This window comes from Enterobacter sp. JBIWA008, from assembly GCF_019968765.1.
Taxonomy (GTDB): Bacteria; Pseudomonadota; Gammaproteobacteria; order Enterobacterales; family Enterobacteriaceae; genus Enterobacter.
On sequence record NZ_CP074149.1, the window covers coordinates 1,367,556 to 1,391,553 of the forward strand.

Sequence of the window (23,998 nt, forward strand, 5' to 3'; positions counted from 1 at the left end):
GGGGTCTCATAGGGGGAAGAAAGTGAGTATTCTAGGTTATTTACAAAAGGTTGGTCGCGCACTGATGGTGCCGGTCGCCACGCTGCCTGCCGCAGCCATCCTGATGGGTGTCGGCTACTGGATCGACCCCAACGGCTGGGGTAATACCAGCGCGCTGGCGGCGTTCTTTATCAAGTCAGGTTCCGCCATTATCGACAACATGTCCGTGTTGTTCGCGATTGGTGTGGCTTACGGTATGTCCAAAGACAAAGACGGTGCCGCTGCGCTGACCGGTTTTGTCGGTTTCCTCGTGTTAACCACCCTCTGCTCGCCTGCAGCGGTGGCTATGATCCAAAAAATTCCGGCGGACCAGGTTCCGGCGGCATTCGGTAAGATCAGCAACCAGTTTGTCGGTATCCTTGTGGGTATCATCTCCGCTGAACTGTATAACCGCTTCAGCAGCGTAGAGCTGCCAAAAGCACTCTCCTTCTTTAGTGGTCGCCGTCTGGTCCCCATCCTGACCTCGTTTGTGATGATCGTTGTTGCGTTCATCATGATGTACGTCTGGCCGATGATCTTCGACGGTCTGGTTAACTTCGGTGAGCACATCCAGAAACTGGGATCTGTCGGTGCGGGCGTGTATGCGTTCTTCAACCGTCTGCTGATCCCGGTCGGTCTGCACCACGCGCTGAACTCCGTGTTCTGGTTCGACGTTGCTGGTATTAACGATATCCCTAACTTCCTGGGTGGCGCACAGTCCATCGAAGCAGGTAAAGCGGTTGTCGGTATCACCGGTCGTTACCAGGCGGGCTTCTTCCCGATCATGATGTTTGGTCTGCCAGGTGCTGCGCTGGCTATCTACCACTGCGCGCGTCCAGAGAATAAAGCGAAAGTGCTGGGTATCATGATGGCGGGGGCGTTCGCGGCCTTCTTCACCGGTATCACCGAGCCGCTGGAGTTCTCCTTCATGTTCGTGGCGCCGGTTCTGTATGTGATCCACGCCGTTCTGACCGGTATCTCCGTGTTCATTGCTGCCAGCATGCAATGGATTGCCGGTTTCGGCTTCAGCGCCGGTCTGGTGGATATGGTGCTGTCGTCCCGTAACCCGCTGGCGACCCACTGGTGGATGCTGATCCCGCAGGGTCTGGTGTTCTTTGCGATCTACTACGTGGTGTTCCGTTTCACTATCACCAAATTCAACCTGATGACGCCGGGTCGTGAACTGGCTGTGGCCGGTAGCGAAGCGGATGGTCAGGATATGAACGTGAGCGGTGCTCAGGATCAGGACGTATCAGGTCTGGCGCGTCAGTACATCGCCGCTGTCGGCGGTTCTGACAACCTGACCGGCATCGACGCCTGTATCACTCGCCTGCGTCTGAACGTTAAAGACTCTTCCCTGGTGAACGAAGCGCTGGCCAAACGTCTGGGTGCTTCCGGTGTTATCCGCCTGAACAAAACCAGCGTGCAGATTATCGTTGGCTTCGTAGCAGAGAAAATTGCTAATGCCATGAAAACCACTGGTCCGGTAGCCGCAGCAGAAGCTTCTGCCGCACCTGTCGCCGCGCCAGCGGCTGCAAAACCGCAGGCGGTACCCAACGCCAAAACGGTAGCCGCGCTGGTTTCACCGGTCACCGGTGAAGTCGTTGCGATTGAGCAGGTGCCTGACGAAGCCTTCGCCAGTAAAGCGGTCGGTGACGGTGTGGCGGTGAAACCAACGGATAAAACCGTTGTGTCTCCTGCTGCCGGTACCATCGTGAAAATCTTCAACACAAACCACGCGTTCTGCCTCGAAACCGAAAATGGCGCGGAGATCGTTGTCCACATGGGTATCGATACCGTTGCGCTGAACGGTCAGGGCTTTACTCGCCTGGTGGAAGAGGGCGCTGAAGTAGTGGCAGGACAGCCGATTCTGGAAATGGATCTGGACTTCCTGAACGCCAACGCGCGCTCAATGATTAGCCCGGTCGTATGCAGCAACATCGACGACTTCAGCGGTCTGCTCATCCAGGCGAAAGGTCAGGTTATTGCGGGTCAAACACCGCTGTATGAGATTAAAGGCAAGTAATCGCTCCTGAGTAGAGTCATGCCTTAAGCGGCGGGGGATACCCTCCGCCGCTTTTTTTTGCAGCAAAAGCCCCCATTATTTTCCTCAGAGACGTTTTAAGGGTTGTCACTACGTCCGGCTTATAAGATCATATGCCGTTATACGTTGTTTACGCTTTGAGGAATCCACGATGAGTGAGGCAGAAGCCCGCCCGAGTAACTTTATTCGTCAGATCATCGATGAAGATCTGGCCAGTGGTAAGCACACCACAATTCATACCCGCTTCCCGCCGGAGCCGAACGGCTACCTGCATATTGGGCATGCGAAGTCCATCTGCCTGAACTTTGGCATTGCGCAAGACTATCAGGGACAGTGCAACCTGCGTTTCGATGACACCAACCCAGTAAAAGAAGACATCGAATACGTTGAGTCCATCAAGAATGACGTGCAATGGCTGGGCTTCAACTGGTCTGGCGATATCTGCTACTCCTCTGACTATTTTGATCAGCTTTACGCCTACGCGGTTGAACTGATCAACAAGGGTTTGGCGTATGTTGACGAACTGTCTGCTGATGAGATCCGTGAGTACCGCGGTACGCTGACTGCACCGGGAAAAAATAGCCCGTTTCGCGATCGCAGCGTGGAAGAGAACCTGGCGCTGTTTGAAAAAATGCGTGCCGGTGGCTTCGAAGAAGGCAAAGCGTGCCTGCGTGCTAAAATCGACATGGCGTCTCCGTTCATCGTAATGCGCGATCCGGTGCTGTACCGCATCAAGTTCGCAGAACACCACCAGACCGGCAACAAGTGGTGCATCTACCCGATGTACGACTTTACCCACTGCATCAGCGATGCGCTGGAAGGCATTACGCACTCCCTGTGTACGCTGGAGTTCCAGGACAACCGTCGTCTGTACGACTGGGTTCTGGATAACATCACCATTCCTGTGCATCCGCGCCAGTACGAGTTCTCTCGTCTGAATCTGGAATACACCGTGATGTCCAAGCGTAAGCTGAACCTTCTGGTGACAGACAAGCACGTTGAAGGTTGGGATGACCCGCGTATGCCGACCATCTCCGGTCTGCGTCGTCGTGGTTACACTGCCGCTTCTATTCGTGAGTTCTGCAAACGTATCGGCGTGACCAAGCAGGATAACACCATCGAAATGGCGTCTCTGGAATCCTGCATTCGCGAAGATCTCAACGAAAACGCCCCGCGCGCGATGGCGGTTATCGATCCGGTGAAACTGGTTATCGAAAACTATCCGCAGGGTGAAAGCGAGCTTGTCTCCATGCCTAACCACCCGAACAAACCGGAAATGGGTAGCCGCGACGTGCCGTTCAGCGGTGAGATCTGGATTGATCGTGCTGACTTCCGCGAAGAAGCCAATAAGCAGTACAAGCGTCTGGTGCTGGGTAAAGAAGTGCGTCTGCGTAATGCCTACGTCATCAAAGCCGAGCGCGTAGAGAAAGATGCAGAAGGGAATATCACCACTATCTTCTGTTCTTATGATGCTGAAACGCTGAGCAAAGATCCGGCGGATGGCCGCAAGGTGAAAGGCGTTATTCACTGGGTGAGCGCTTCCCACGCGCTGCCGGTAGAAATTCGTCTGTACGATCGTCTGTTCAGCGTGCCTAACCCAGGTGCTGCTGAAGATTTCCTGGCGACCATCAACCCGGAATCTCTGGTGATCAAACAGGGTTATGCGGAGCCTTCTCTGAAAGCTGCTGAAGCGGGCAAAGCGTTCCAGTTTGAACGTGAAGGTTATTTCTGCCAGGACAGTCGTTACAGCACGGCGGAAAAACCGGTATTTAACCGTACCGTAGGTCTGCGTGATACCTGGACGAAGATCGGCGAATAATATTGCTGCTCTGGTCAATGAGAAACAAACGCCGCACTATGCGGCGTTTTTTTTTATTTAACGATCAGGGTATTAAGCCAGAGCCTAAAGAGGCGTCGTGAAAATATCAGGTCAATGAGGTGCTACTTATTTTTTTAAAAAAAGTTTGTGTCATTACGAAAATCAAAAAGGTTATAAAAAAGAAAAGAGAATCCACATCTAACCACTGAAATACTTGGCAATTCCCCGTCATTACTCGTCTCACTGCAAATGTTACAAATCACTACCAATTATGTGCACTTCGTCATAATCCTGACTTTTGTCCGCTAAAAAGCATTGATAATTCGCGTCGCGAAAAATAACCTAAAGACGGTAGTTAATTCGAGGGTATTTAAAACTATCCCTGACCATTTGGTCTTTTTTATTTACGCCGTTTCAGGCGTTTTAATTCGTCAAAGAGGAATAATCTATGCGTACGTTCAGTGGCAAACGTAGTGCGCTGGCGCTGGCTATCGCCGGTGTGACAGCAATGTCGGGCCTGGTGGTGACACCAGAGGCGAAAGCGGCGGGCTTCATCGACGATTCGACCCTCACGGGCGGTATTTATTACTGGCAGCGTGAGCGTGACCGTAAAGACGTCACTGAAGACAAATATAAAACCAACCTTTCACACTCCACCTGGAACGCCAACCTGGACTTCCAGTCAGGCTATGCAGCCGATATGTTCGGTCTGGATATTGCTGCGTTCACCGCGATTGAAATGGCGGAAAACGGCGACAGCGGCCACCCGAATGAAATCGCCTTCTCCTCCAGCAACAAAGCGTATAAAGAAGACTGGTCCGGGGATAAGAGCGGTATCAGCCTTTACAAAGCCGCTGCGAAATTTAAATACGGCCCGGTATGGGCGCGCGGTGGTTACATTCAGCCAACTGGCCAGACCCTGTTAGCACCGCACTGGAGCTTTATGCCGGGTACCTACCAGGGCGCGGAAGCTGGGGCTAACTTTGACTACGGCGATGCGGGCGCGCTGAGCTTCTCCTATATGTGGACCAACGAGTACAAAGCACCGTGGCACATTGAGATGGACAAGTTCTACCAGGGCGATCGTAAAACGAAAGTGGATTATCTCCACTCTTTAGGTTTGAAATACGACTTTAAAAATGACCTTGTCCTGGAAGCAGCGTTTGGCCAGGCTGAAGGCTATATGGATCAGTACTTTGCTAAAGCATCGTATAAATTTGATATCGCTGGCAGCCCACTCTCTACCAGCTATCAGTTCTATGGCGCACGTGACAAAGCCGATGCGCAAAATAACTTAAGGACTAATGATGAGGTCGCGCTGGCCAACGATTTGTATGACGGCACGGCCTGGCTGCAGGCTTTAACCTTTGGCTACAAAATAGGCCAGGTGGATCTTCGTCTGGAAGGTACCTGGGTTAAAGCAGACGGTAATCAGGGTTTCTTCCTGCAGCGCATGACGCCAACCTATGCTTCATCAAACGGACGTTTAGATATTTGGTGGGATAACCGTTCTGACTTCAACGCCAATGGTGAAAAGGCGGTATTCTTCGGCGCGATGTACGACCTCAAAAACTGGAACCTTGCAGGATGGTCCGTTGGGGCTTCCTACGCTTACGGTTGGGATGCAAAACCAAGCAGTGCACCGATCTACGATCAGAGCCAGCGTCTGAAAGAATCTGCTTACAGCCTGGATGCTGCATATGTGCTGCAGGATGGCCGAGCGAAGGGCACGATGTTCAAGCTGCACTTCACTCAGTATGACAACCATTCCGATCTGCCAAGCTATGGCGGTGGCTACAACAACATCTTCCAGGATGAGCGTGACGTGAAATTCATGGTTATCGCACCATTCACTATCTTCTGATGAACGCGCTGGCGGGTTAACTTCCGCCGGCATGGAGACTGCACATGATGAAAAAAATCGTAATCGTCGCGTTGCTGGCATCAGGGCTGGTGGCGTGTGCTCAGACTCAGGCGCCGAAAGAGGACACCCGTCTGAAGGAGGCGTATAGCGCCTGTATTAATACTGCGGAAGGATCGCCGGAGAAAATTGAAGCCTGTCAGAGCGTGCTGAACGTGCTGAAGAAAGAGAAAGCGCACGAGCAGTTCGCGACGCAGGAGAACATCCGCGTGATGGATTACCAGGCCTGCATTCAGGCGCGTAAAACCGGTAACGATCAGGAAGTGGCGAAGCGTTGCGACCAGATCTGGAAAGAAATTAGAAGCAATAACAGTAAGTAACCCGCTGTTATCATGCCCGGTGGCGCTACGCTTACCGGGCTTTTTTTTGCCTGAAAACAGGCAAAAAAAAGCCAACCTCGCGGCTGGCTCAGAGTATGAAAGCTTGAGTTACTTAGCATCGTGCGCGTGGTCGTCTTCGCGGCAATCGCCTTCAGCGCAGTGACCGTAAAGGTACAGGCTGTGGTTCGTCAGGCGGATGCCATGACGCGCGGCGATTTCACGCTGGCGTGATTCGATTGAATCATCGCTAAATTCAATGACCTTGCCACAGTCGAGGCAGATCAGGTGATCGTGGTGGTGCTGCTGGGTCAGTTCGAAAACGGATTTACCGCCTTCGAAATTATGACGGGTAACAATGCCCGCGTCATCAAACTGGTTCAGCACGCGATAGACGGTAGCCAGCCCAATCTCTTCACCCATGTCGATAAGACGTTTATAAAGGTCTTCCGCACTGACATGGTGATTGTCTGGACCCTGAAGCACTTCAAGGATTTTTAACCGAGGAAGCGTAACTTTCAGGCCAGCCTTCTTTAATGCGGTATTGTTGTCAGTCATGCGGAATCTGTCCTGTTGCTAAACGATTCACTTCTGTAGGAAGTGACAGAAAATGCACCTGGGATAATGCGTCTCATTATAGAACTGCCATGGCTAAATGAAAACTGCAAGTCTCAGGCAAAATATGCTTATAAAAATGGGGTATCACCAACAAACTTGCTCAATGGAAAACCACATTTTATCAGGGAGACATTGTACAGGTCTGGGCGAAAAAGTTAAAAGATTGTAGCGATTAATTTAATCGGTTTGACCTGGGGCATGGGCGCAACCGCAGTTGCGCCGCGATAAAATCAGGCGTTCAGAATATCGTCCAGGTGCAGTTCTTCACGGATCTGCTTGACCCATTTCTCAACGCGCTCGGCGGTCAGCTCTGGCTGACGGTCTTCGTCGATGGCCAGACCTACGAAATGATCGTCATCGGCCAGGCCTTTAGACGCTTCGAAGTGGTAACCGGCGGTCGGCCAGTGGCCTACGATAACCGCGCCATTCGGCTCAATGATATCGCGGATGGTACCCAGCGCGTCACAGAAGTACTCGGCGTAGTCTTCCTGATCGCCACAGCCAAAGAGGGCGACCAGCTTACCGTTGAAGTCCACTTCTTCTAGCGTCGGGAAGAAATCATCCCAGTCGCACTGGGCTTCACCGTAGTACCAGGTTGGGATACCCAGCAGCAGAATGTCATAGCCTTCCAGATCTTCTTTGCTGCTCTTGGCGATGTCATGCACATCAGCAACGTCTTTACCGAGCTGTTTTTGAATGTTTTTTGCGATATTTTCGGTATTGCCGGTATCACTGCCAAAGAAAATGCCGATGATTGCCATGAGTAAAATAACCTCTTGAAACTTAATAGTATGGTGGCGCAATTCGGCCACGGATAAGGGCAATAATAGCAGAACTGGCAACCCTGCGGAAACAGCTATCGCGCAGGACTGCACTCTGTGCTACATGAAAAGGGCGATAAAGGGGATTTTCAGACTTATGCCTGGCTGCGCAACGTCTCAAGCTGGACGAGCAACATCTCTTCAATGAGCTCGCTGCGGCTGATATTTCGCGCGTCAGCCAGCTCGTTCAGCGCATCGACGGCGTCGGCGTTAAGCTTCAGTTCGACACGCTTAAGCCCACGATTTTTATCGCGTTTAAGCTGGTTGCGTTTATTGATACGCAGCTGTTCATCGCGCGAAAGCGGATTCGTCTTGGGTCGTCCCGGGCGACGCTCATTCGCGAACAGATCTAGTGTCGTACGGTCCGTTTGTTCTTTGGCCATGATTCTGAGACTTCGGGGGAAACACGCCGCCCTGCTAATGCCCGGGCGATAAGCGCGCCATCATACATCACCAAAAACGGCACGCCAACGACTGGAAGCCCACTGCCTTCCAGTCGCTTTCTTTTTAATCAATTTGCAGTATCAGCGAGATAGCGGCGAATGGCGCGCAGTACAGCATCCGGTTTTTCCGCATGCACCCAGTGCCCGGCACCGGCAATCACGTGGGCGCGAGCCTGCGGGAATTGGGCCAGCAGCGTGTCGCGGTACGCGTCGGTAACGTAAGGAGAGTTTCCGCCGCGAATAAAGAGGGTAGGGTGTGGCCAGGCGGGGACGGTTTCCCAGCCCACGATGTTCTTGTACTGGTCCCAGAGCGCCGGCACGTTAAAACGCCATTGCCCATCAACAAACGACTTCAGCAGGAACTGGACGACGCCTTCTTCATTAAGATGCTCGCGCATGACGGCAGCCGCCTGCTGGCGGGTCGCGACACCCGCTTCGGTGACCGCGTTGATGGCGGCAAAAATTTCGTCGTGACGGCGCACGTCGTAATCCACGGGCGCAACATCAATCACCACCAGGCCGCTAATACGCTCCGGGGCCAGTGCCGTCAGGGCCATCACCGCTTTGCCACCCATTGAATGCCCGATCAGAGTTACCTTCTGCAGGCTATGTGCATCCAGCGTATCCAGCAGATCCTGCGCCATCGCCGCGTAGGTCATCTCGTCGGAACGCCCGGAAAGACCGTGATTGCGCATATCGACCTGTAAAATATCGTGGTCGGTAACCAGATCGCGCGCCAGCACGCCCAGGTTATCCAGGCTACCAAAAAGCCCGTGAACCAGTACGATGGGAGAATTATTGTTCGGCGATTGTGCAGTTTGCGCTCGGGTATTCAATTTCATGGCAAAGTTCTTTTTTTACGTATGTCAGGTTAGGGTATCATGTTGACCATTCTGCCGCCCGGCTGCAAGGTTCCAGTTTAATCTGACTTTTGCTGCCAACCTGGTTTGACGCTATCCGCTGTTGGGATTTGACCTTATAATCCCAATGACTTGTATTCAGATAAGATATCGCACTGGATTAAGATGAAAACAATCGAAGTTGATGACGAACTCTATCAGTATATTGCCAGCCACACGCGGCATATCGGGGAGAGCGCGTCCGACATTTTACGGCGCATGCTTAAAATTTCCGCCGCTTCACAGCCTGCTACCCCAGTCACCAAAGATGTCGTGTCTCAGCCGAGCGTTGTTGCGCAAGCAAAACCTGCCGTGACGCCGGCAAAAGATAAAGTGCGCGCGATGCGCGAGCTGCTGCTCTCCGATGAATATGCGGAGCAGAAAAAGGCGGTTAACCGCTTTATGCTGGTGCTGTCTACACTTTACTCACTGGATAATAAAGCGTTTGCTGAAGCGACCGAGTCGCTTCACGGTCGTACTCGCGTCTATTTCGCGGGCGACGAGCAGACGCTGCTGCAAAATGGCAATCAAACCAAACCCAAACATGTTCCTGGCACCCCGTACTGGGTGATCACCAATACCAATACGGGCCGCAAGTGCAGCATGATTGAACACATCATGCAGTCCATGCAGTTCCCGGCGGAATTGATTGAAAAGGTTTGCGGTACAATTTAACCCTTGCATCAGAAGGACCCGGTAATGGCAAATCACAGCCGTGCAGGCCAACCTGCACAACAAAGCGATTTGATTAACGTCGCTCAGCTGACCGCGCAGTATTACGTGCTGAAACCGGTCGTGGGCAACGCAGAACACGCAGTGAAGTTTGGTACATCTGGTCACCGCGGCAGCGCGGCGCGCCACAGCTTTAACGAACCGCACATTCTGGCCATTGCTCAGGCCATTGCGGAAGAGCGCGCTAAAAACGGCGTTACCGGTCCGTGCTACGTGGGGAAAGATACCCATGCCCTGTCTGAACCGGCGTTCATCTCTGTTGTGGAAGTGCTGGCGGCAAACGGCGTTGATGTGATTGTTCAGGAGAACAACGGCTTCACCCCAACGCCTGCGGTCTCTAACGCCATCCTGGTGCACAACAAAAAAGGTGGTGCGCTGGCGGACGGTATCGTTATCACGCCATCCCACAACCCGCCGGAAGACGGTGGTATCAAATACAACCCGCCTAACGGTGGCCCGGCCGACACTAACGTCACCAAAGTGGTGGAAGATCGTGCGAACGCGCTGCTGGCTGACGGTCTGAAAGGCGTGAAGCGTATTTCTCTGGATGCTGCCATGGCATCCGGTCACGTGAAAGAGCAGGATCTGGTTCAGCCGTTCGTGGAAGGGCTGGCGGATATCGTCGATATGGCGGCCATTCAGAAAGCCGGCTTGAAGCTGGGCGTGGATCCGCTGGGCGGCTCCGGTATCGAATACTGGAAACGTATCGCCGAGCACTACAAGCTGGATCTGACCATCGTGAACGATCACGTCGATCAGACCTTCCGCTTTATGCACCTGGACAAAGACGGCGCGATCCGTATGGACTGCTCCTCCGAGTGCGCGATGGCGGGCCTGCTGGCGCTGCGTGATAAATTCGATCTGGCGTTTGCTAACGACCCGGATTATGACCGTCACGGTATCGTCACTCCTGCCGGGCTGATGAACCCGAACCACTATCTGGCCGTCGCGATTAACTACCTGTTCCAGCACCGCCCGCAGTGGGGCAAAGAGGTGGCCGTCGGTAAAACGCTGGTTTCCTCCGCGATGATCGACCGCGTGGTCGAGGCGCTGGGCCGCAAGCTGGTGGAAGTGCCGGTGGGCTTCAAATGGTTCGTTGACGGTCTGCACGACGGCAGCTTCGGTTTTGGTGGTGAAGAGAGCGCGGGGGCCTCTTTCCTGCGCTTCGACGGCACGCCATGGTCAACCGATAAAGACGGCATCATCATGTGCCTGCTGGCGGCGGAAATCACCGCGGTCACCGGTAAAAACCCGCAGGAACATTACAACGACCTGGCGGCACGCTTTGGTGCGCCAAGCTATAACCGTATTCAGGCTAGCGCGACGTCAGCACAGAAAGCGGCCCTGTCCAAACTCTCTCCGGAGATGGTCAGCGCAAGCACCCTGGCGGGCGATCCGATCACTGCCCGTCTGACGGCGGCACCGGGCAACGGCGCATCCATTGGTGGTCTGAAAGTGATGACCGAGAACGGCTGGTTCGCCGCGCGTCCGTCCGGTACGGAAGATGCGTACAAAATCTATTGCGAAAGCTTCCTCGGCGCTGAGCACCGTCAGCAGATTGAGAAAGAAGCCGTAGAGATTGTCAGCGAAGTGCTGAAAAACGCGTAAGAATGAAAAAAGGGAGCCGAATGGCTCCCTTTTTTTAGCTGTGCTTATTCTTTAACTCGAACCTTGGTGACACCAGACCGTACAGCGTCCAGCCCATAAAGGTCACCATCGCTCCGTAGAGCATCGCCTCCTGGCCGGACGAGTAGAGCGCATAGAAGCTGTAGATTGCCCCAATCAGCGCCACAATATTAGCCACTCTCGCTTTGCGCGGATCCACCTTCGCTACCTTCTGAATGATCACCAGCGCTGCCATCGACAGAATATAAGGAATGATATTCGTCACTACCGCCAGGTTGACCAGCACGTTGAACTGGCTGTTCAGCGACGGGCTAATGGTCATCAGCGACAATCCACTCTGGAAGATGACAATCGCCAGCATGCCCTGCACCGGCGCATCCGCTTTGGTCACACGGGAGAAGATTTTTGGGAAGTAACCTTCATCAGCCGAGGATTTAAATACCTGCGCGATGGTGAACTGCCAGCCGAGAAGGGAACCGCAGCAGGACATCACCATCAAACCCATGATCACTTTCCCTACTTCCGGGGTGAACATCTGCGCGAAGGCCAGCCCGAACGGTGCCGTGGAGTTAGCCAGATCCATATTCGGTACGATGCCTGCAATCACGTTAGTCGAGACGATATAGATCACCGCCGCGCCCAGCGTTCCGCCGAGAACCGCAATCGGTACGTTCTTTTCCGGATTTTCTACCACTTCCGCATTCGCGCAGGCGGATTCCAGACCGAGAAAGGCCCAGAGCGTCATGGCGATAGAAGAACCGACCGCGGTAAAGAACGGTACATGGTGCGGGTTCCAGGAGTTGGCGTAGAGCGTTGGGCTAAACCAGAACCAGCCGATGATGCACAGGCCGACAACCGGGATAATCACGCCCCAGACGGTGATGCTGCTGAGCTGCCCGGTGATACGCGCGCCGCCAAAGTTAGCCACGGTGCAGATCCACAGCACCCCAATGGTCGCCAGCCCAATTTGTACCGGGCTAAGCGTCGCGCCAAAAAGCTCAGTACCGTAACCCACGGCGGAGATGGCAATCGCCACGTTGGCGATCAGCAGCGACACCCCGTAGGTATAGTTGGCCATAAAGTTGCCTGACTTACCAAAGGCGTACTCGGCGTAGCCACCCATGCCGCCTGACTTACGGCTGAACATCCCGCATTTGGCGAACGCCCACGCCAGCGCCATTGAACCGACTGCCGTCACCAGCCAGGAGATGATAGAGATGGTACCCACCTCTGCCAGTTTGGTGGGCAGCATGATAATCCCGGACCCCATCATGTTGACCATGGTGAGGATGGTCAGCTGCACCACGCCCATCTTATTGGACTTACTCATAATTTCTCTCCTTTCAGCAGCGCGGGCTGAGCGGCGGGTTGTTTGATGACGTTACAGCGAACCTGTTTGCGACCCTCACACTCTTCTACGTACACACCCTGCAGCTCCGGCGCGAAGCCCGGCAGCAGGTTGATGCCTTCTTCCAGCGCGGCAAAGTAGCGCAGCACGGAACCGCCCCAGACTTCCCCAGGGACCACGCAAAGCACCCCCGGCGGATAAGGAAGGGCGCCTTCGGCGGCGATGCGGCCTTCCGCATCGCGCAGTGAGACCAGTTCAACTTCACCGCGCAGATAGGCGTAGTTCGCGTCCTGCGGGTTCATCATCACGCGCGGGAAGTGAGACTTGCGGAACATCTCTTTCTGCAGATGTTTCACGTTGTGGCGGGCGTACAGGTCATGCATTTCCTGGCAGATCTGCCGCAGGGTGTAATCCGCGTAACGTTCCGGATGCTGTTTGTAGAGAGATGGCAGGACGTCTTTCAGCGGCACATCGCTCTCGAGCAGTTTTTCGAAGCGCACCAGCTGAGCCACCAGCTGCTGCAGCTTGCCCATATCCTCCGCAGGCGTGAGCAGGAACAGGATCGAGTTGAGATCGCATTTTTCCGGCACGATGCCGTTTTCACGCAGGAAGTTGGCGAGGATAGTGGCGGGCACGCCGAAGTCGTCATACTCCCCGGTGCGGGCGTTAATGCCCGGCGTTGTCAGCAGGAGCTTGCACGGGTCGATAAAATACTGATGCTCGGCATAGCCTTCAAAAGCGTGCCAGTTTTCACCCGGGACAAAGTGGAAGAAGCGCAGGTTGGTCGCAATTTCCGCCGTGTCCCAGCTTTCCCACGGACGGCCATCCACCGTCTCCGGCACGAAGGGGCGCAGATACCGGCAGTTCTCCAGGATTAGCTTGCGCGCTTCGATACCGTTCACCACGCAGTCCATCCACATGTTGCGGCCGCTCTGGCCTTCATGCATCCGGGCGTTGATGTCCAGCGCGGCAAACAGCGGATAAAACGGGCTGGTGGAGGCGTGCATCATAAAGGCATTATTCAGCCGCTTATGCGGGACATAGCGTTGTTGACCTTTGATATGGCTGTCTTTCTTGTGGATTTGCGAGGTCTGCGAGAAGCCAGCCTGCTGTTTATGTACGGACTGGGTGACCAGGATCCCCGGATCGTTTTCGTTCAGCTCCAGCAGCAGCGGCGAGCAGTCGGCCATCATCGGAATAAACTGCTCGTAACCCACCCAGGCCGAGTCAAACAGGATGTAATCACACAGGTGCCCAATCTTATCCACCACCTGACGGGCGTTATAGATGGTGCCATCGTAGGTACCCAGCTGGATCACCGCCAGACGGAACGGACGCGCATCGCGTGCACGGCCAGGCGCCACCTCTGCCACCAGCTCGCGCAGATAACTTTCTTCAAAACAGTGGGCGTCAATGCCGCCAATAAAGCCGTACGGGTTGCGTGCGGTTTCGAGGTAGACCGGCGTTGCGCCAGCCAGGAGGAGGGCACCGTGATGGTTAGATTTGTGGTTGTTACGGTCGAACAGCACCAGGTCGCCCGGGGTGAGCAGGGCGTTAAGCACCACCTTGTTGGATGACGAGGTGCCATTCAGCACGAAGTAGGTCTTATCGGCATTAAAGACTTTTGCCGCATGCTGCTGGGCAATGCACGGCGCGCCTTCGTGGATCAGCAGATCGCCCATCGCCACGTCGGCGTTGCACAGATCGGAGCGGAAAAGCGTCTCACCAAAGAAATCGACAAACTGATTACCGGCAGGATGGCGGCGGAAGAACTGGCCTCCCTGGTGCCCCGGGCAGTCAAACGCGCTGTTGCCCTGCTTCACATAGTCGACAAGCGCGCGGAAAAACGGCGGGCGCAGCTGGGTTTCATACTTCTGGGCTGCCGCTTCCAGCTGGCGTCCATAAAAGTCGTTGCTGGTGTCTGAATACTCAAATACGCCATGAATGCGCGATAAATAGTCTGCCGGGATGAACTCTTCTTTGTGCGTCGCGACAAAAACAGGAATGCCAAAACCGGTGGCTTCTATTTCGTCCAGGATACCGCTGGCAATATCCGTGACCGCCAGAACAATGGCGGCAACATCAATATAATCAGAAGCGCGGACATCCACCAGTTCACGCTGGGTAGTAAAGCAATCCGGACATGCACGGCTGGCTGCGATTTTTAAATTTTTCATCTTTCTCTCTTTATTTTAGGTAATAAGCGTCCCTCGATTTCTTGCAAGAAAGAAATCGATAATTTACCGGAAAAAAAGCAAAGGGTGGCCGCTGATTAAAATCAGTGAATTGCTTTTTTGATGATTGAAATTCAGTCCGCCCGGTGCGGATGAGTCTGAATTAAAATGAATGAGCGCACGAGTTCACAGGCAATGGCCTGTAAAATAAGGTGTTTCAGGATAACCTGTAAGCGAGTGCGCCAGAAGTCGAAGGACTACCGGGCATTAAAGAGATGAAAGTCAAAGCAGTTTCGGTGGGCAAACATCATGATATGTGTTGTCCGCCTTATATGGGGCATTAAGCGATTGTTGTTTTCCATGTTTCATTTTCCTTTCAGTAATTGAAAGCATGGTCATTTTATCCAGAGAAATGGGATTAACCGTGAGGTAGATCACCGTTAACCGATCAAATCAGAAATAAATATTCGTTTTTGATGAATATCGCAGATCAAAATGCTGATTTGTTGGTGATGCGTTAATGGGTTGTGTTATTAATGTTTTTAATGAGCGAGAATAAGACAGAAAAATAACCGTCAGGATATTTTTTTGAATATTTAATAAGCGAACTTAGTTTTATTTATAAATAAAATGAATAGTTATTCAAAGCATAAACCGATAACCGATACCGGTTTCAGTTAATAAATGGCGAGGGCGGGCGGGGTCAACTTCGAGTTTCTGACGAAGGTGTCCCATATATATGCGTAAATAATGACTATGTTCTACAGCGTTGGGTCCCCACACCTGACTTAACAGCTGTCGTTGGGTGAGAACCTTGCCGTGGTTGTTGAGCAGCACGGCGAGCAGGCGAAATTCTATTGGCGTGAGGTGAATTTCCTCCTCACCACGCACAATGCGCCGCGCGGCCAGGTCAACCCGGATATCCCCAAAGGTGTAGGTTGGGTCAGCAGGCGTGGTTGCGCTGTGGCGACGCAGCGCCACGCGAAGGCGAGCCTGTAGCTCGCCGATACCAAAAGGTTTAATCAGATAGTCATCCGCACCGGCATCCAGCGCCGCGATTTTATCCGTCTCTTCAGTACGGGCGGAGAGCACGAGGATCGGCATCTGGCTCCACTGACGCACTTCCCGGATAAAGTCGATGCCGTCACCGTCCGGCAGACCAAGATCGAGGATCACCAGGTCAGGCTTGCGGGTGGCGGCTTCAATTAAACCCCGCTGAAGCGTACCCGCATCATGAACGCGCAGACCGTCCCCTTCCAGCGCAGCGCGCAGAAAACGGCTAATAGCGATCTCATCTTCAACAATCAGAACGTTGATCACAAATCCTCTGGTAATTCATTAAGTTCTGGTGGGGTTTCCAGAGGAAGTGTAACACAAAACCGCGCGCCGCCTTCGGGACGATTCTCTGCGGAAATGGTCCCGCCATGGACGTCAACGATCGCCTGACATATTGCCAGCCCCAGCCCCACGCCCGGAATGGCCGACTCCTTGTTGCCGCGTGCGAATTTCTCGAAAATAGCCAGCTCTTGCCCGGCGGGAATGCCGGGTCCGGTATCCCAGACGTCAAGGCGAAGCGCGCCATCGTCCACCGTCGCATCCACCCCAATTTGAGCGCTGGCGCCCGCATATTTGCCGGCATTTTCCAGCAGGTTGATCAGCACCCGTTCAAACAGCGGACCGTCAACGTGAATTAACGTCAGGGGCTCGGGCATGTTCAGCGCAATATGCCGCCCGCCCAGGCCGGGTTCGAGCATTTTCAGGGCGCTGCCCACCACCTCTTCAAGCGTGAGCCACTCTTTTTTGAGGTTAAAACCGCCTGACTGGATACGCGCCATATCGAGCAGGTTATTGACCAGACGCGTGGTATTCAGCACATGCTGGCGGATCTCGCTGGCCTGAAGGGCGTGTTTAGATCCTTCCGCCGCCAGGTCCAGCGTCAGGATTTCTGACTGACCAAACAGGACGGTGAGCGGGGTTCGCAGATCGTGAGAGAGCGCCGCCAGCAGCGAGTTACGAATGCTTTCACGCTCGCTCGCCAGCCGGGCCTGCTCTTCGCTGGCGGTGAGGGCCAGCCGCTCCAGCGCGCTGGCAACCAGCAGCGTAAAGGTCTCCAGCAGCCGCTGCTGTTCGGGGATCATCAGCTGGCGCAGGTTGGAGGGCTCAACAATCACCAGCCCCTGATTTTTATCGGCACTGCGCAGCGGCAGAATTTGATAGGGCACGCCGGGCAGGGTGTCGGTCCCTGCGCCCGCAGGTAGCCCTTTATCAAAGCTCCAGCGCGCGATGGCTTCGTCCCATGGCGTCATGCCTGAGGCCGACGTCAGCGGGCGCAGCTTGCCATGTTCGTCCGGGAGTAAAATCAGGTTGCTGGCATGAAACGTCGAGCGGATAAACTGCTCGCTGGTCTGCACGATATCCAGAGGCGTGCGGCCAACCGCCAGCGATTTCGACATCTCATAGAGATGACGCGTGCGCTGTTCTCGATAGCGTGCGATACGCGCCTGGTAGCGCACGCCCGCTGTCAGATTCCCGATAACCAGCCCGACGGTGAGCATCACGGCGAAGGTCAGGATGTACTGTACGTCCGAAACCGCAAGCGTCCCGCGGGGGGCAATAAAGAACAGATCGAAGCTGATGACGTTGATAACCGTCGCCAGTACCGACGGCCAGCGCCCGTAAAAGAGCGCCACCACCACTACGCCAAGAAGGTAGATCATCACCAGGTTGGCGGCATCAAACGCGATCAGCCACTGGCTGGCAATGACGGTAATCAGGGCGCAGAGCACGACGGCGACCAGACAGCCGCGGAGCTGAATGCGCCATTTATCGCTAAAGGTGCGGCTGTCCGGCGCGCGATTGGGTAAGGGCGTGGGTTTGTCGTCCAGCGCCACTATCACCAGGTCCAGATCCGGTGCGCGGCGGGCCAGCTTGTCGGCAAAGGATTCGCGGCTAAACCAGCGGCGGTGCTGGCGACGGCCAATGACGATTTTCCCCAGGTTGTGCTCACGGGCGTAGCGCAGAATGGCTTTATCTTCCTGCGGATCGGAAAGGGTGGCGGTTTCCGCACCCAGCTCCTGCGCCAGGCGCAGCGAACTCAGAATAGCGCGGCGCTGGTTTTCGGGCAGCGCGTGCAGCTGCGGCGTTTCGACATACACCGCATGCCAGACGCTGCCAAATTTGGCCGCCAGGCGAGCGGCGGTGCGGACAAGCTTTTCATTGCCGCTGCCGTGGCCGACGCACAGCAGAATGGCATCCCGCGTATGCCAGACGCGTTCCTGGCCCTGCAGATCGCGCCAGGCGCGCATCTGATCGTCGACGCGATCGGCAGTACGACGCAGGGCCAGCTCGCGCAGGGCAATCAGGTTACCTTTACGGAAGAAATGTTCGATGGCGCGTTCGGCCTGGCCAGCAATATAGACTTTGCCTTCATGCAGGCGCTGGCGCAAATCATCGGGGGGCAGGTCGACCAGCACCACTTCATCGGCAGAATCAAAGAAGGGGTCGGGCACCGTCTCGCGCACCTGAATTCCGGTCACGCCGCTGACAACGTCGTTCAGGCTTTCGAGATGCTGAACGTTAACCGTGGTGAAAACATCAATGCCGGCTTCGAGCAGCTCTTCTACATCCTGCCAGCGCTTTGGATGGCGTGAGCCAGGCGCATTGCTGTGCGCCAGTTCGTCCATCAGGATAAGGGCGGGGCGGCGGGCGAGGGCGGCATCGAGATCGAATTCGGTGACTAACCGACCGCGGTGGCTGATGCGGCGGGGCGGCTGGGTAGCCAGCCCCTTCAGCAGCGATGCCGTCTCTTTGCGTCCGTGGGTTTCTACCACGCCGATCAAAATATCGAGCCCCTGCGCCCGAAGCCGCTGGGCTTCCGTCAGCATGGCGAAGGTTTTCCCTACGCCTGCGCAGGCGCCGAAGAAAATTTTCAGTTTGCCGCGATGGGCTTCAGCCGTCTGTTCAAGCAGCCTGTCCGGATCCGGGCGCATGGGCTCGTCGGTCATTTAGTTTTTCCTTAGCGCGTCCAGCGCCAGATTCAGCTCAACAATATTCACCACGGGCATGCCGATGAAGCTGACCAGCGGCTTTTGCGTGTGCTCTGCAACCAGCTGGCTAACCTGTTCGACGGTCAGCTGACGGGCCGCGGCGACGCGCGGGATTTGCCAGGCCGCTGCTGCCGGCGTCAGGCTGTAGTCCAGCCCGCTGGCCGAGGCGGTCACCAGCTCTACGGGCACCTCACGGCTGGCCTGCGGATTGGCGGCGCGCAGGGCTGCGACGCGCTCAGCAACGGCTTTGTCCAGCTCAGGGTTGCTGCCCGCCAGGTTGCTGCCGCCGGATGCCATCGGATTATACGGGCTTTCGGCAGTGGCGGAAGGGCGTCCCTGGAAGTAACGGGCAACCGTAAAGTTCTGACCAATCAGGCGAGAACCGCGGTTTTCACCGTTTTGCATAATCAGCGAGCCGTTGGCCCGATCCTTGAACCACCACTGGCCCAGCGCGGTGGTCACCAGCGGGTACAGCCCGCCGGTAATGAGAGACAGCAGAATAAACAGAAGTATAGCGGGACGTAACATTGTCATTTGATTCACCTTTTAAACCAGGCCGAATAGCGTCAACAGCAGGTCGATAACCTTGATACCGATGAAAGGCACCACCAGCCCGCCCAGGCCGTAGATCCACAGGTTGCGGCGCAGCATGGCGGCCGCCGTGAGCGGCTTATAGCTCACGCCCTTCAGCGCCAGTGGGATCAGGAAGACAATAATCAGGGCGTTAAAGATCACTGCGCTCAGAATGGCCGATGCCGGAGAGTGCAGGTGCATCACGTTCAACGCGTTTAATTGCGGGTAGGTCGCAGCAAACGCCGCCGGAATGATGGCGAAATACTTCGCCACGTCGTTGGCGATACTAAACGTGGTCAGCGAACCGCGCGTCATCAGCATCTGCTTACCGATGTGCACCACTTCAATCAGCTTGGTCGGGTTTGAGTCGAGGTCGACCATGTTGCCCGCCTCTTTTGCCGCCTGGGTACCGGAGTTCATTGCCACCGCCACGTCGGCCTGCGCCAGGGCAGGGGCGTCGTTGGTGCCGTCGCCGGTCATCGCCACCAGACGGCCTTCCGCCTGATACTGACGAATCAGCGCCAGTTTCGCTTCCGGTGTGGCCTCAGAAAGAAAATCATCCACGCCCGCTTCGGCGGCAATCGCCGCGGCGGTAAGACGGTTATCCCCGGTGATCATCACCGTTTTTATCCCCATTTTACGCAGCTGGGCAAAGCGCTCCTTGATGCCGCCTTTGACGATATCCTTCAGCGCAATGACCCCCAGCACATGTGCCCCTTCGGCCACCACCAGCGGCGTCGCCCCCTGACGGGCCACGCTTTCGACCAGGCTGTCCACTTCCGGCGGGAAGTGGCCGTTGTTGGCCTCAATGTGGCGACGGATGGCGTCAACGGAGCCTTTACGGATCATGCGATCCTGAATATTAATTCCGCTCATGCGGGTTTGCGCCGTGAAGGGCACGAAAGTGGCGTGCAGGCTCTGAACGTCGCGCTGGCGCAGGTTAAAGCGCTGCTTGGCGAGGATCACGATACTGCGGCCTTCCGGGGTTTCATCGGCAAGCGAAGAGAGCTGCGCGGCATCCGCCAGCGTTTTTTCATCCACGCCCGGGGCGGGTAAGAAATCTGACGCCTGGCGGTTGCCGAGGGTAATGGTCCCGGTTTTATCCAGCAGCAAGACATCTACGTCGCCAGCGGCTTCAACCGCGCGCCCGCTGGTGGCGATGACGTTGGCACCGAGCATACGGCTCATGCCGGCCACGCCGATGGCTGACAGCAGGCCACCAATGGTGGTGGGGATCAGGCAGACCAGCAGTGCCACCAGCACCGTGATGGTGACCGCGGTGCCGCCATAGGCGGAAAACGGCCACAGCGTCGCGGTTGCCAGCAGGAAGACGATGGTCAAGGCCACCAGCAGGATGGTCAGGGCAATCTCGTTCGGCGTTTTACGGCGCTGGGCGCCTTCCACCATGGCGATCATCCTGTCGAGGAAGGTTTCCCCCGGGTTAACGCTACACTGGATCACCAGCCAGTCGGAGAGAATGCGCGTCCCGCCCGTCACGGAGGCGAAATCGCCGCCGGATTCACGGATAACCGGCGCGGACTCTCCGGTAATGGCGCTTTCGTCCACCGAGGCGCCCCCTTCGATGACTTCACCGTCGCAAGGGATAATGTCACCGGCCTCAACGAGCACCACATCGCCTTTACGCAGTTCATCCGCCGGAACGTGGTCCATCTGCGCACCGTATTTCGGTTCACGTAGCTTGCGCGCGAAGGCGGTTTTCTTCACCCCTTTCAGGCTGTTGGCCTGGGCTTTACTCCGGCCTTCCGCCAGCGCTTCGGCAAAGTTGGCGAACAGCACGGTAAACCACAGCCACAGGCTGATGGCGCCGGTAAACATCGCATTCCCCGGCATGTGGCCCGTTCCCATGGCAATCGCCAGGGCGGTGGTTAGTACGCTTCCCGCCCAGACAATAAACATCACCGGGTTGTGCCACTGCACGCGCGGGCTCAGCTTTTTCACCGCATCCATGAGCGCCTGGCGAACTAATGACGGTTCGAACAGGGCCAGTTGTTTACGACTCATGACAATTTCTCCGCAAAATCAGCGTAAAGAGAGGTATTCCGCGACCGGGCCTAACGCGAGGGCGGGGATAAAGGTCAGGGCGCCGACCAGTAACACGGTACCCGTCAGCAGGCCGATAAACAGCGCGCCGTGGGTCGGTAATGTCCCGGTGGTGGTCGGTTGGATTTTTTTATTCACCAGCGATCCGGCAATCGCCAACACCGGCACAATGATCCCGAAGCGACCCACGAACATGCAGAACGCCAGCAGGCAGTTCCAGAACGGTGAGTTGGCGCTCAATCCCGCAAAGGCGCTGCCGTTGTTGTTGGCGGCAGAGGAGACGGCATACAGCACTTCGCTAAAGCCGTGGATGCCCGGGTTAAAGATGCCGCTGCGTCCGGCCTCGGTCATCAGCGCCAGGGCGGTGCCGAGCAGCACCAGAGCCGGGGTGACCAGAATCGCCAGTGCGGTTAATTTCATCTCGCGAACGTCGATTTTTTTACCCAGATATTCCGGGGTGCGGCCAATCATCAGACCGGCAATAAACACCGCCAGCAGCACGAACAGCAGCATGCCGTAAAGACCCGAGCCCACGCCGCCAAACACCACCTCGCCAATCTGCATCAGCCACATCGGGATCATGCCGCCCAGCGCCGTAAAGGAATCATGCATAGCGTTAACTGCCCCGCACGAGGCCGCCGTGGTGACCACCGCATACAGGCTGCTGGCGAGAATGCCAAAGCGGCTCTCTTTACCTTCCATATTGATATTGCTGTTAGCCCCAAGCTGCATGAAATGGCTGTTGCCGCTCCATTCAGCCCACATCACCAGCGCCACACAGACCACAAAGATCAGCGACATGGTCCAGAGCAGGGTGCGGCCCTGACGGCGATCGTTGACCACGTCACCAAAGGCGAAGCAGAGCGCGGCGGGGATCAGGAAAATCGCCAGCATCTGCACAAAATTGGTCAATGCGGTAGGGTTTTCAAACGGATGCGACGAGTTGGCGTTGAAGAAGCCACCCCCGTTCGTCCCGAGCATTTTGATGGCTTCCTGTGACGCCACTGGCCCCATCGGCAGGAGCTGTTTTGCACCTTCCAGCGAGGTATAAGGCGCGTAAGGCATCAGGTTTTGCAGGGTGCCCTGCTGAATGAAGAACAGCGCGATCAGAAGCGCAATCGGCAGCAGGATCCACAGCGTAATGCGCGTCAGGTCTACCCACGCGTTACCCAACGTACTCACTTTCTGACGTGCAAACGCACGCGTCAGCGCGAAGATCACCGCAATACCGCTGGCGGCAGAGAGGAAGTTCTGCACGGTTAACCCGACCATCTGGCTGAAGTAGCTGAGCGTGGTTTCACCCGAATAGGACTGCCAGTTGGTATTGGTGACAAAACTGACTGCCGTGTTCAGCGCAAGATGCCAGGACAGGCCCGGTAATTGTTGCGGATTCAGCGGCAGGATACCCTGCAACATCAGCATGGCAAAAAGCGCAATGAGCCCGACAATGTTCAGCAGCAGAATGGCGATCAGATAGTCACGCCAGCTCATCTCCCGATCGTCTATACCCAGTAGGCGCCAGATCCCTTTTTCAACGCTTCCCGTGCCGGGCAGGGGAACGTTATTGATTAGCCGTGCCAGCCCCGAGCCCAGTGGCCTTGCCAGGACGAACAACACCACTAAGAAACTGGCAATAAGCAAAAACGCCTGAGCAGCCATCAGAATGCCTCCGCATTAATCAGGGCGTAAACCAGATAACCCAATAACAGGAACACCAGCACGATGCCGGCAATAAGACCTGCACTCACAATCCACCTCCGGATGACTTTTGTTGTTGTGCTAACGGTAGGATTTCCGGCGCAAAGATTTCGCAAAAATGAGAAGGGCGGGTGTAAAAAAAGTATAAAAATGGCAAAGCCCACAATTTAACTATTGATAAGTAAATCGTTAACTTTTTTGTAACTTAATTACGGTGTGAGTGTAAATTTTCGCTAAACGGACGAAAATAAGTGGTCGGATGAGTAGTAAAATTACAAACAAAGCGATATTATTTTAGCCAGGTCACAGATTTTGAAATTTCCGGATGACGTTTCCGGCCAACTATAGGGGAGAAAAATATGGATCTGTATAAAGAGTTTCCGGCTCATATCGTGTTCATGCGCCGCGCTTTCGCCGTAGTGGCTGGCGTGCTGGCTCTGCCGGTGATGCTGTTCTGGAAAGATCGTGCACGTTTTTACAGCTATCTGCACCGCGTCTGGGCGAAAACCAGCGAGAAGCCGGTGTGGATGGATCAGGCCGAGAAAGCGACCTGCGATTTCTACTGATACTAAGACTACACACAGCAATAAAAAAACCGCCAACAGCAATGTGGCGGTTTTTTTGTTCCTCGGGATTCGCGGTTCGTTGTGTAGTCTTGCAGCCTCTACCCGGGCTTGTGTCCACCGACTTATCACCGGTGGTGAACGGTGGAGCGGTTAGCTGCAGGGACCGCATAATGAAACGCTATTTTTGCATCGCGTTCATTGTCGTCAGCGTACTCGTTGTCAAAAGTGATGAGACGATCGGGTTTGTTGCATTTACCACGATAGCGCAGGACAA

The 23,998-nt window shown here is 55.3% G+C and carries 20 protein-coding genes; 7 read left to right on the plus strand and 13 right to left on the minus strand.

Annotation, left to right across the window (positions count from 1 at the left end; translation table 11 throughout):
* Window positions 1-22 precede the first annotated feature (22 nt).
* The 4 genes from nagE to chiQ all read left to right on the plus strand — a co-directional run bounded on the left by nagE (window position 23) and on the right by chiQ (window position 6,122).
* Window positions 23-2,044 (plus strand): N-acetylglucosamine-specific PTS transporter subunit IIBC, encoded by a 2,022-nt coding sequence (gene nagE / locus KGP24_RS06685; protein ID WP_223562774.1) that lies wholly within the window; start codon window positions 23-25, stop codon window positions 2,042-2,044.
* A gap of 169 nt (window positions 2,045-2,213) precedes the next feature.
* Window positions 2,214-3,881 (plus strand): glutamine--tRNA ligase, encoded by a 1,668-nt coding sequence (gene glnS / locus KGP24_RS06690; RefSeq protein WP_223562775.1) that lies wholly within the window; start codon window positions 2,214-2,216, stop codon window positions 3,879-3,881.
* Window positions 3,882-4,329: 448 nt separating this feature from the next.
* The gene (gene chiP / locus KGP24_RS06695; protein WP_223562776.1) at window positions 4,330-5,745 is read left to right on the plus strand and encodes a chitoporin; all 1,416 of its coding nucleotides are present in this window, start codon (window positions 4,330-4,332) and stop codon (window positions 5,743-5,745) included.
* A gap of 47 nt (window positions 5,746-5,792) precedes the next feature.
* Complete coding sequence (chiQ, locus tag KGP24_RS06700; RefSeq protein WP_223563459.1) at window positions 5,793-6,122, plus strand: ChiQ/YbfN family lipoprotein; 330 nt, start codon at window positions 5,793-5,795, stop codon at window positions 6,120-6,122.
* Window positions 6,123-6,230: 108 nt separating this feature from the next.
* Here the strand turns inward: chiQ and fur are convergent, their stop codons facing one another.
* The 4 genes from fur to ybfF form a co-directional block, all read right to left on the minus strand.
* On the minus strand, window positions 6,231-6,677 hold the full coding sequence (gene fur / locus KGP24_RS06705; protein ID WP_010428651.1) for a ferric iron uptake transcriptional regulator: 447 nt from the start codon (window positions 6,675-6,677) through the stop codon (window positions 6,231-6,233).
* 290 nt (window positions 6,678-6,967) lie between these two features.
* Window positions 6,968-7,498 carry a flavodoxin FldA gene (fldA, locus tag KGP24_RS06710; protein ID WP_008501067.1) on the minus strand — a complete coding sequence of 177 codons (531 nt, stop codon included), beginning with the start codon at window positions 7,496-7,498 and terminating at the stop codon, window positions 6,968-6,970.
* Between the two features lie 155 nt (window positions 7,499-7,653).
* Entirely contained in the window at window positions 7,654-7,941 is a 288-nt protein-coding gene (ybfE, locus tag KGP24_RS06715) for a LexA regulated protein (protein WP_028019455.1), read from the minus strand.
* A 128-nt stretch (window positions 7,942-8,069) separates the two neighbouring features.
* Window positions 8,070-8,843, minus strand: a complete 774-nt coding sequence (gene ybfF / locus KGP24_RS06720) for an esterase (protein ID WP_223562777.1) — start codon at window positions 8,841-8,843, stop codon at window positions 8,070-8,072.
* A 183-nt stretch (window positions 8,844-9,026) separates the two neighbouring features.
* Between ybfF and seqA the strand changes: the two genes are divergently transcribed.
* Window positions 9,027-9,575, plus strand: coding sequence for a replication initiation negative regulator SeqA (gene seqA / locus KGP24_RS06725; RefSeq protein ID WP_223562778.1), 549 nt, complete (start codon window positions 9,027-9,029; stop codon window positions 9,573-9,575).
* A 24-nt stretch (window positions 9,576-9,599) separates the two neighbouring features.
* Entirely contained in the window at window positions 9,600-11,240 is a 1,641-nt protein-coding gene (gene pgm, locus KGP24_RS06730) for a phosphoglucomutase (alpha-D-glucose-1,6-bisphosphate-dependent) (protein ID WP_032649535.1), read from the plus strand.
* 34 nt (window positions 11,241-11,274) lie between these two features.
* On the opposite strand, the gene potE is transcribed toward pgm, so the two are convergent.
* The 9 genes from potE to kdpF form a co-directional block, all read right to left on the minus strand.
* Entirely contained in the window at window positions 11,275-12,588 is a 1,314-nt protein-coding gene (potE, locus tag KGP24_RS06735) for a putrescine-ornithine antiporter (protein ID WP_095907516.1), read from the minus strand.
* Complete coding sequence (gene speF / locus KGP24_RS06740; protein ID WP_223562779.1) at window positions 12,585-14,783, minus strand: ornithine decarboxylase SpeF; 2,199 nt, start codon at window positions 14,781-14,783, stop codon at window positions 12,585-12,587. Before speF ends, potE begins: the two co-directional genes overlap by 4 nt.
* A gap of 254 nt (window positions 14,784-15,037) precedes the next feature.
* The gene (gene speFL / locus KGP24_RS06745) at window positions 15,038-15,142 is read right to left on the minus strand and encodes a leader peptide SpeFL (RefSeq protein WP_003858645.1); all 105 of its coding nucleotides are present in this window, start codon (window positions 15,140-15,142) and stop codon (window positions 15,038-15,040) included.
* A gap of 280 nt (window positions 15,143-15,422) precedes the next feature.
* Window positions 15,423-16,100: a two-component system response regulator KdpE gene (kdpE, locus tag KGP24_RS06750; protein WP_008501074.1), complete on the minus strand. Its 678-nt coding sequence runs from the start codon at window positions 16,098-16,100 to the stop codon at window positions 15,423-15,425.
* Window positions 16,097-18,784 carry a two-component system sensor histidine kinase KdpD gene (gene kdpD, locus KGP24_RS06755; RefSeq protein ID WP_223562780.1) on the minus strand — a complete coding sequence of 896 codons (2,688 nt, stop codon included), beginning with the start codon at window positions 18,782-18,784 and terminating at the stop codon, window positions 16,097-16,099. Before kdpD ends, kdpE begins: the two co-directional genes overlap by 4 nt.
* On the minus strand, window positions 18,785-19,360 hold the full coding sequence (gene kdpC / locus KGP24_RS06760; RefSeq protein WP_223562781.1) for a potassium-transporting ATPase subunit KdpC: 576 nt from the start codon (window positions 19,358-19,360) through the stop codon (window positions 18,785-18,787).
* Window positions 19,361-19,372: 12 nt separating this feature from the next.
* Window positions 19,373-21,421, minus strand: coding sequence for a potassium-transporting ATPase subunit KdpB (gene kdpB / locus KGP24_RS06765; RefSeq protein ID WP_023310779.1), 2,049 nt, complete (start codon window positions 21,419-21,421; stop codon window positions 19,373-19,375).
* 18 nt (window positions 21,422-21,439) lie between these two features.
* Window positions 21,440-23,119, minus strand: a complete 1,680-nt coding sequence (gene kdpA, locus KGP24_RS06770) for a potassium-transporting ATPase subunit KdpA (protein ID WP_223562782.1) — start codon at window positions 23,117-23,119, stop codon at window positions 21,440-21,442.
* Entirely contained in the window at window positions 23,119-23,208 is a 90-nt protein-coding gene (gene kdpF / locus KGP24_RS06775) for a K(+)-transporting ATPase subunit F (RefSeq protein ID WP_014069365.1), read from the minus strand. The genes kdpA and kdpF overlap by 1 nt, the downstream gene beginning before the upstream one ends.
* Window positions 23,209-23,517: 309 nt before the next feature.
* Between kdpF and KGP24_RS06780 the strand changes: the two genes are divergently transcribed.
* Window positions 23,518-23,724, plus strand: a complete 207-nt coding sequence (locus tag KGP24_RS06780) for a YbfA family protein (protein WP_008501079.1) — start codon at window positions 23,518-23,520, stop codon at window positions 23,722-23,724.
* Window positions 23,725-23,998: the final 274 nt, after the last annotated feature.

What these genes read in the sequence shown, in the direction of transcription:
- glnS (WP_223562775.1), top strand. Translation starts at nt 2,214, where the DNA reads ATGAGTGAGGCAGAAGCCCGCCCGAGTAACTTTATTCGTCAGATCATC.
- chiP (WP_223562776.1), top strand. Translation starts at nt 4,330, where the DNA reads ATGCGTACGTTCAGTGGCAAACGTAGTGCGCTGGCGCTGGCTATCGCC.
- chiQ (WP_223563459.1), top strand. Translation starts at nt 5,793, where the DNA reads ATGAAAAAAATCGTAATCGTCGCGTTGCTGGCATCAGGGCTGGTGGCG.
- fur (WP_010428651.1), bottom strand. Translation starts at nt 6,677, where the DNA reads ATGACTGACAACAATACCGCATTAAAGAAGGCTGGCCTGAAAGTTACG.
- fldA (WP_008501067.1), bottom strand. Translation starts at nt 7,498, where the DNA reads ATGGCAATCATCGGCATTTTCTTTGGCAGTGATACCGGCAATACCGAA.
- ybfE (WP_028019455.1), bottom strand. Translation starts at nt 7,941, where the DNA reads ATGGCCAAAGAACAAACGGACCGTACGACACTAGATCTGTTCGCGAAT.
- ybfF (WP_223562777.1), bottom strand. Translation starts at nt 8,843, where the DNA reads ATGAAATTGAATACCCGAGCGCAAACTGCACAATCGCCGAACAATAAT.
- seqA (WP_223562778.1), top strand. Translation starts at nt 9,027, where the DNA reads ATGAAAACAATCGAAGTTGATGACGAACTCTATCAGTATATTGCCAGC.
- pgm (WP_032649535.1), top strand. Translation starts at nt 9,600, where the DNA reads ATGGCAAATCACAGCCGTGCAGGCCAACCTGCACAACAAAGCGATTTG.
- potE (WP_095907516.1), bottom strand. Translation starts at nt 12,588, where the DNA reads ATGAGTAAGTCCAATAAGATGGGCGTGGTGCAGCTGACCATCCTCACC.
- speF (WP_223562779.1), bottom strand. Translation starts at nt 14,783, where the DNA reads ATGAAAAATTTAAAAATCGCAGCCAGCCGTGCATGTCCGGATTGCTTT.
- speFL (WP_003858645.1), bottom strand. Translation starts at nt 15,142, where the DNA reads ATGGAAAACAACAATCGCTTAATGCCCCATATAAGGCGGACAACACAT.
- kdpD (WP_223562780.1), bottom strand. Translation starts at nt 18,784, where the DNA reads ATGACCGACGAGCCCATGCGCCCGGATCCGGACAGGCTGCTTGAACAG.
- kdpC (WP_223562781.1), bottom strand. Translation starts at nt 19,360, where the DNA reads ATGACAATGTTACGTCCCGCTATACTTCTGTTTATTCTGCTGTCTCTC.
- kdpB (WP_023310779.1), bottom strand. Translation starts at nt 21,421, where the DNA reads ATGAGTCGTAAACAACTGGCCCTGTTCGAACCGTCATTAGTTCGCCAG.
- kdpA (WP_223562782.1), bottom strand. Translation starts at nt 23,119, where the DNA reads ATGGCTGCTCAGGCGTTTTTGCTTATTGCCAGTTTCTTAGTGGTGTTG.
- KGP24_RS06780 (WP_008501079.1), top strand. Translation starts at nt 23,518, where the DNA reads ATGGATCTGTATAAAGAGTTTCCGGCTCATATCGTGTTCATGCGCCGC.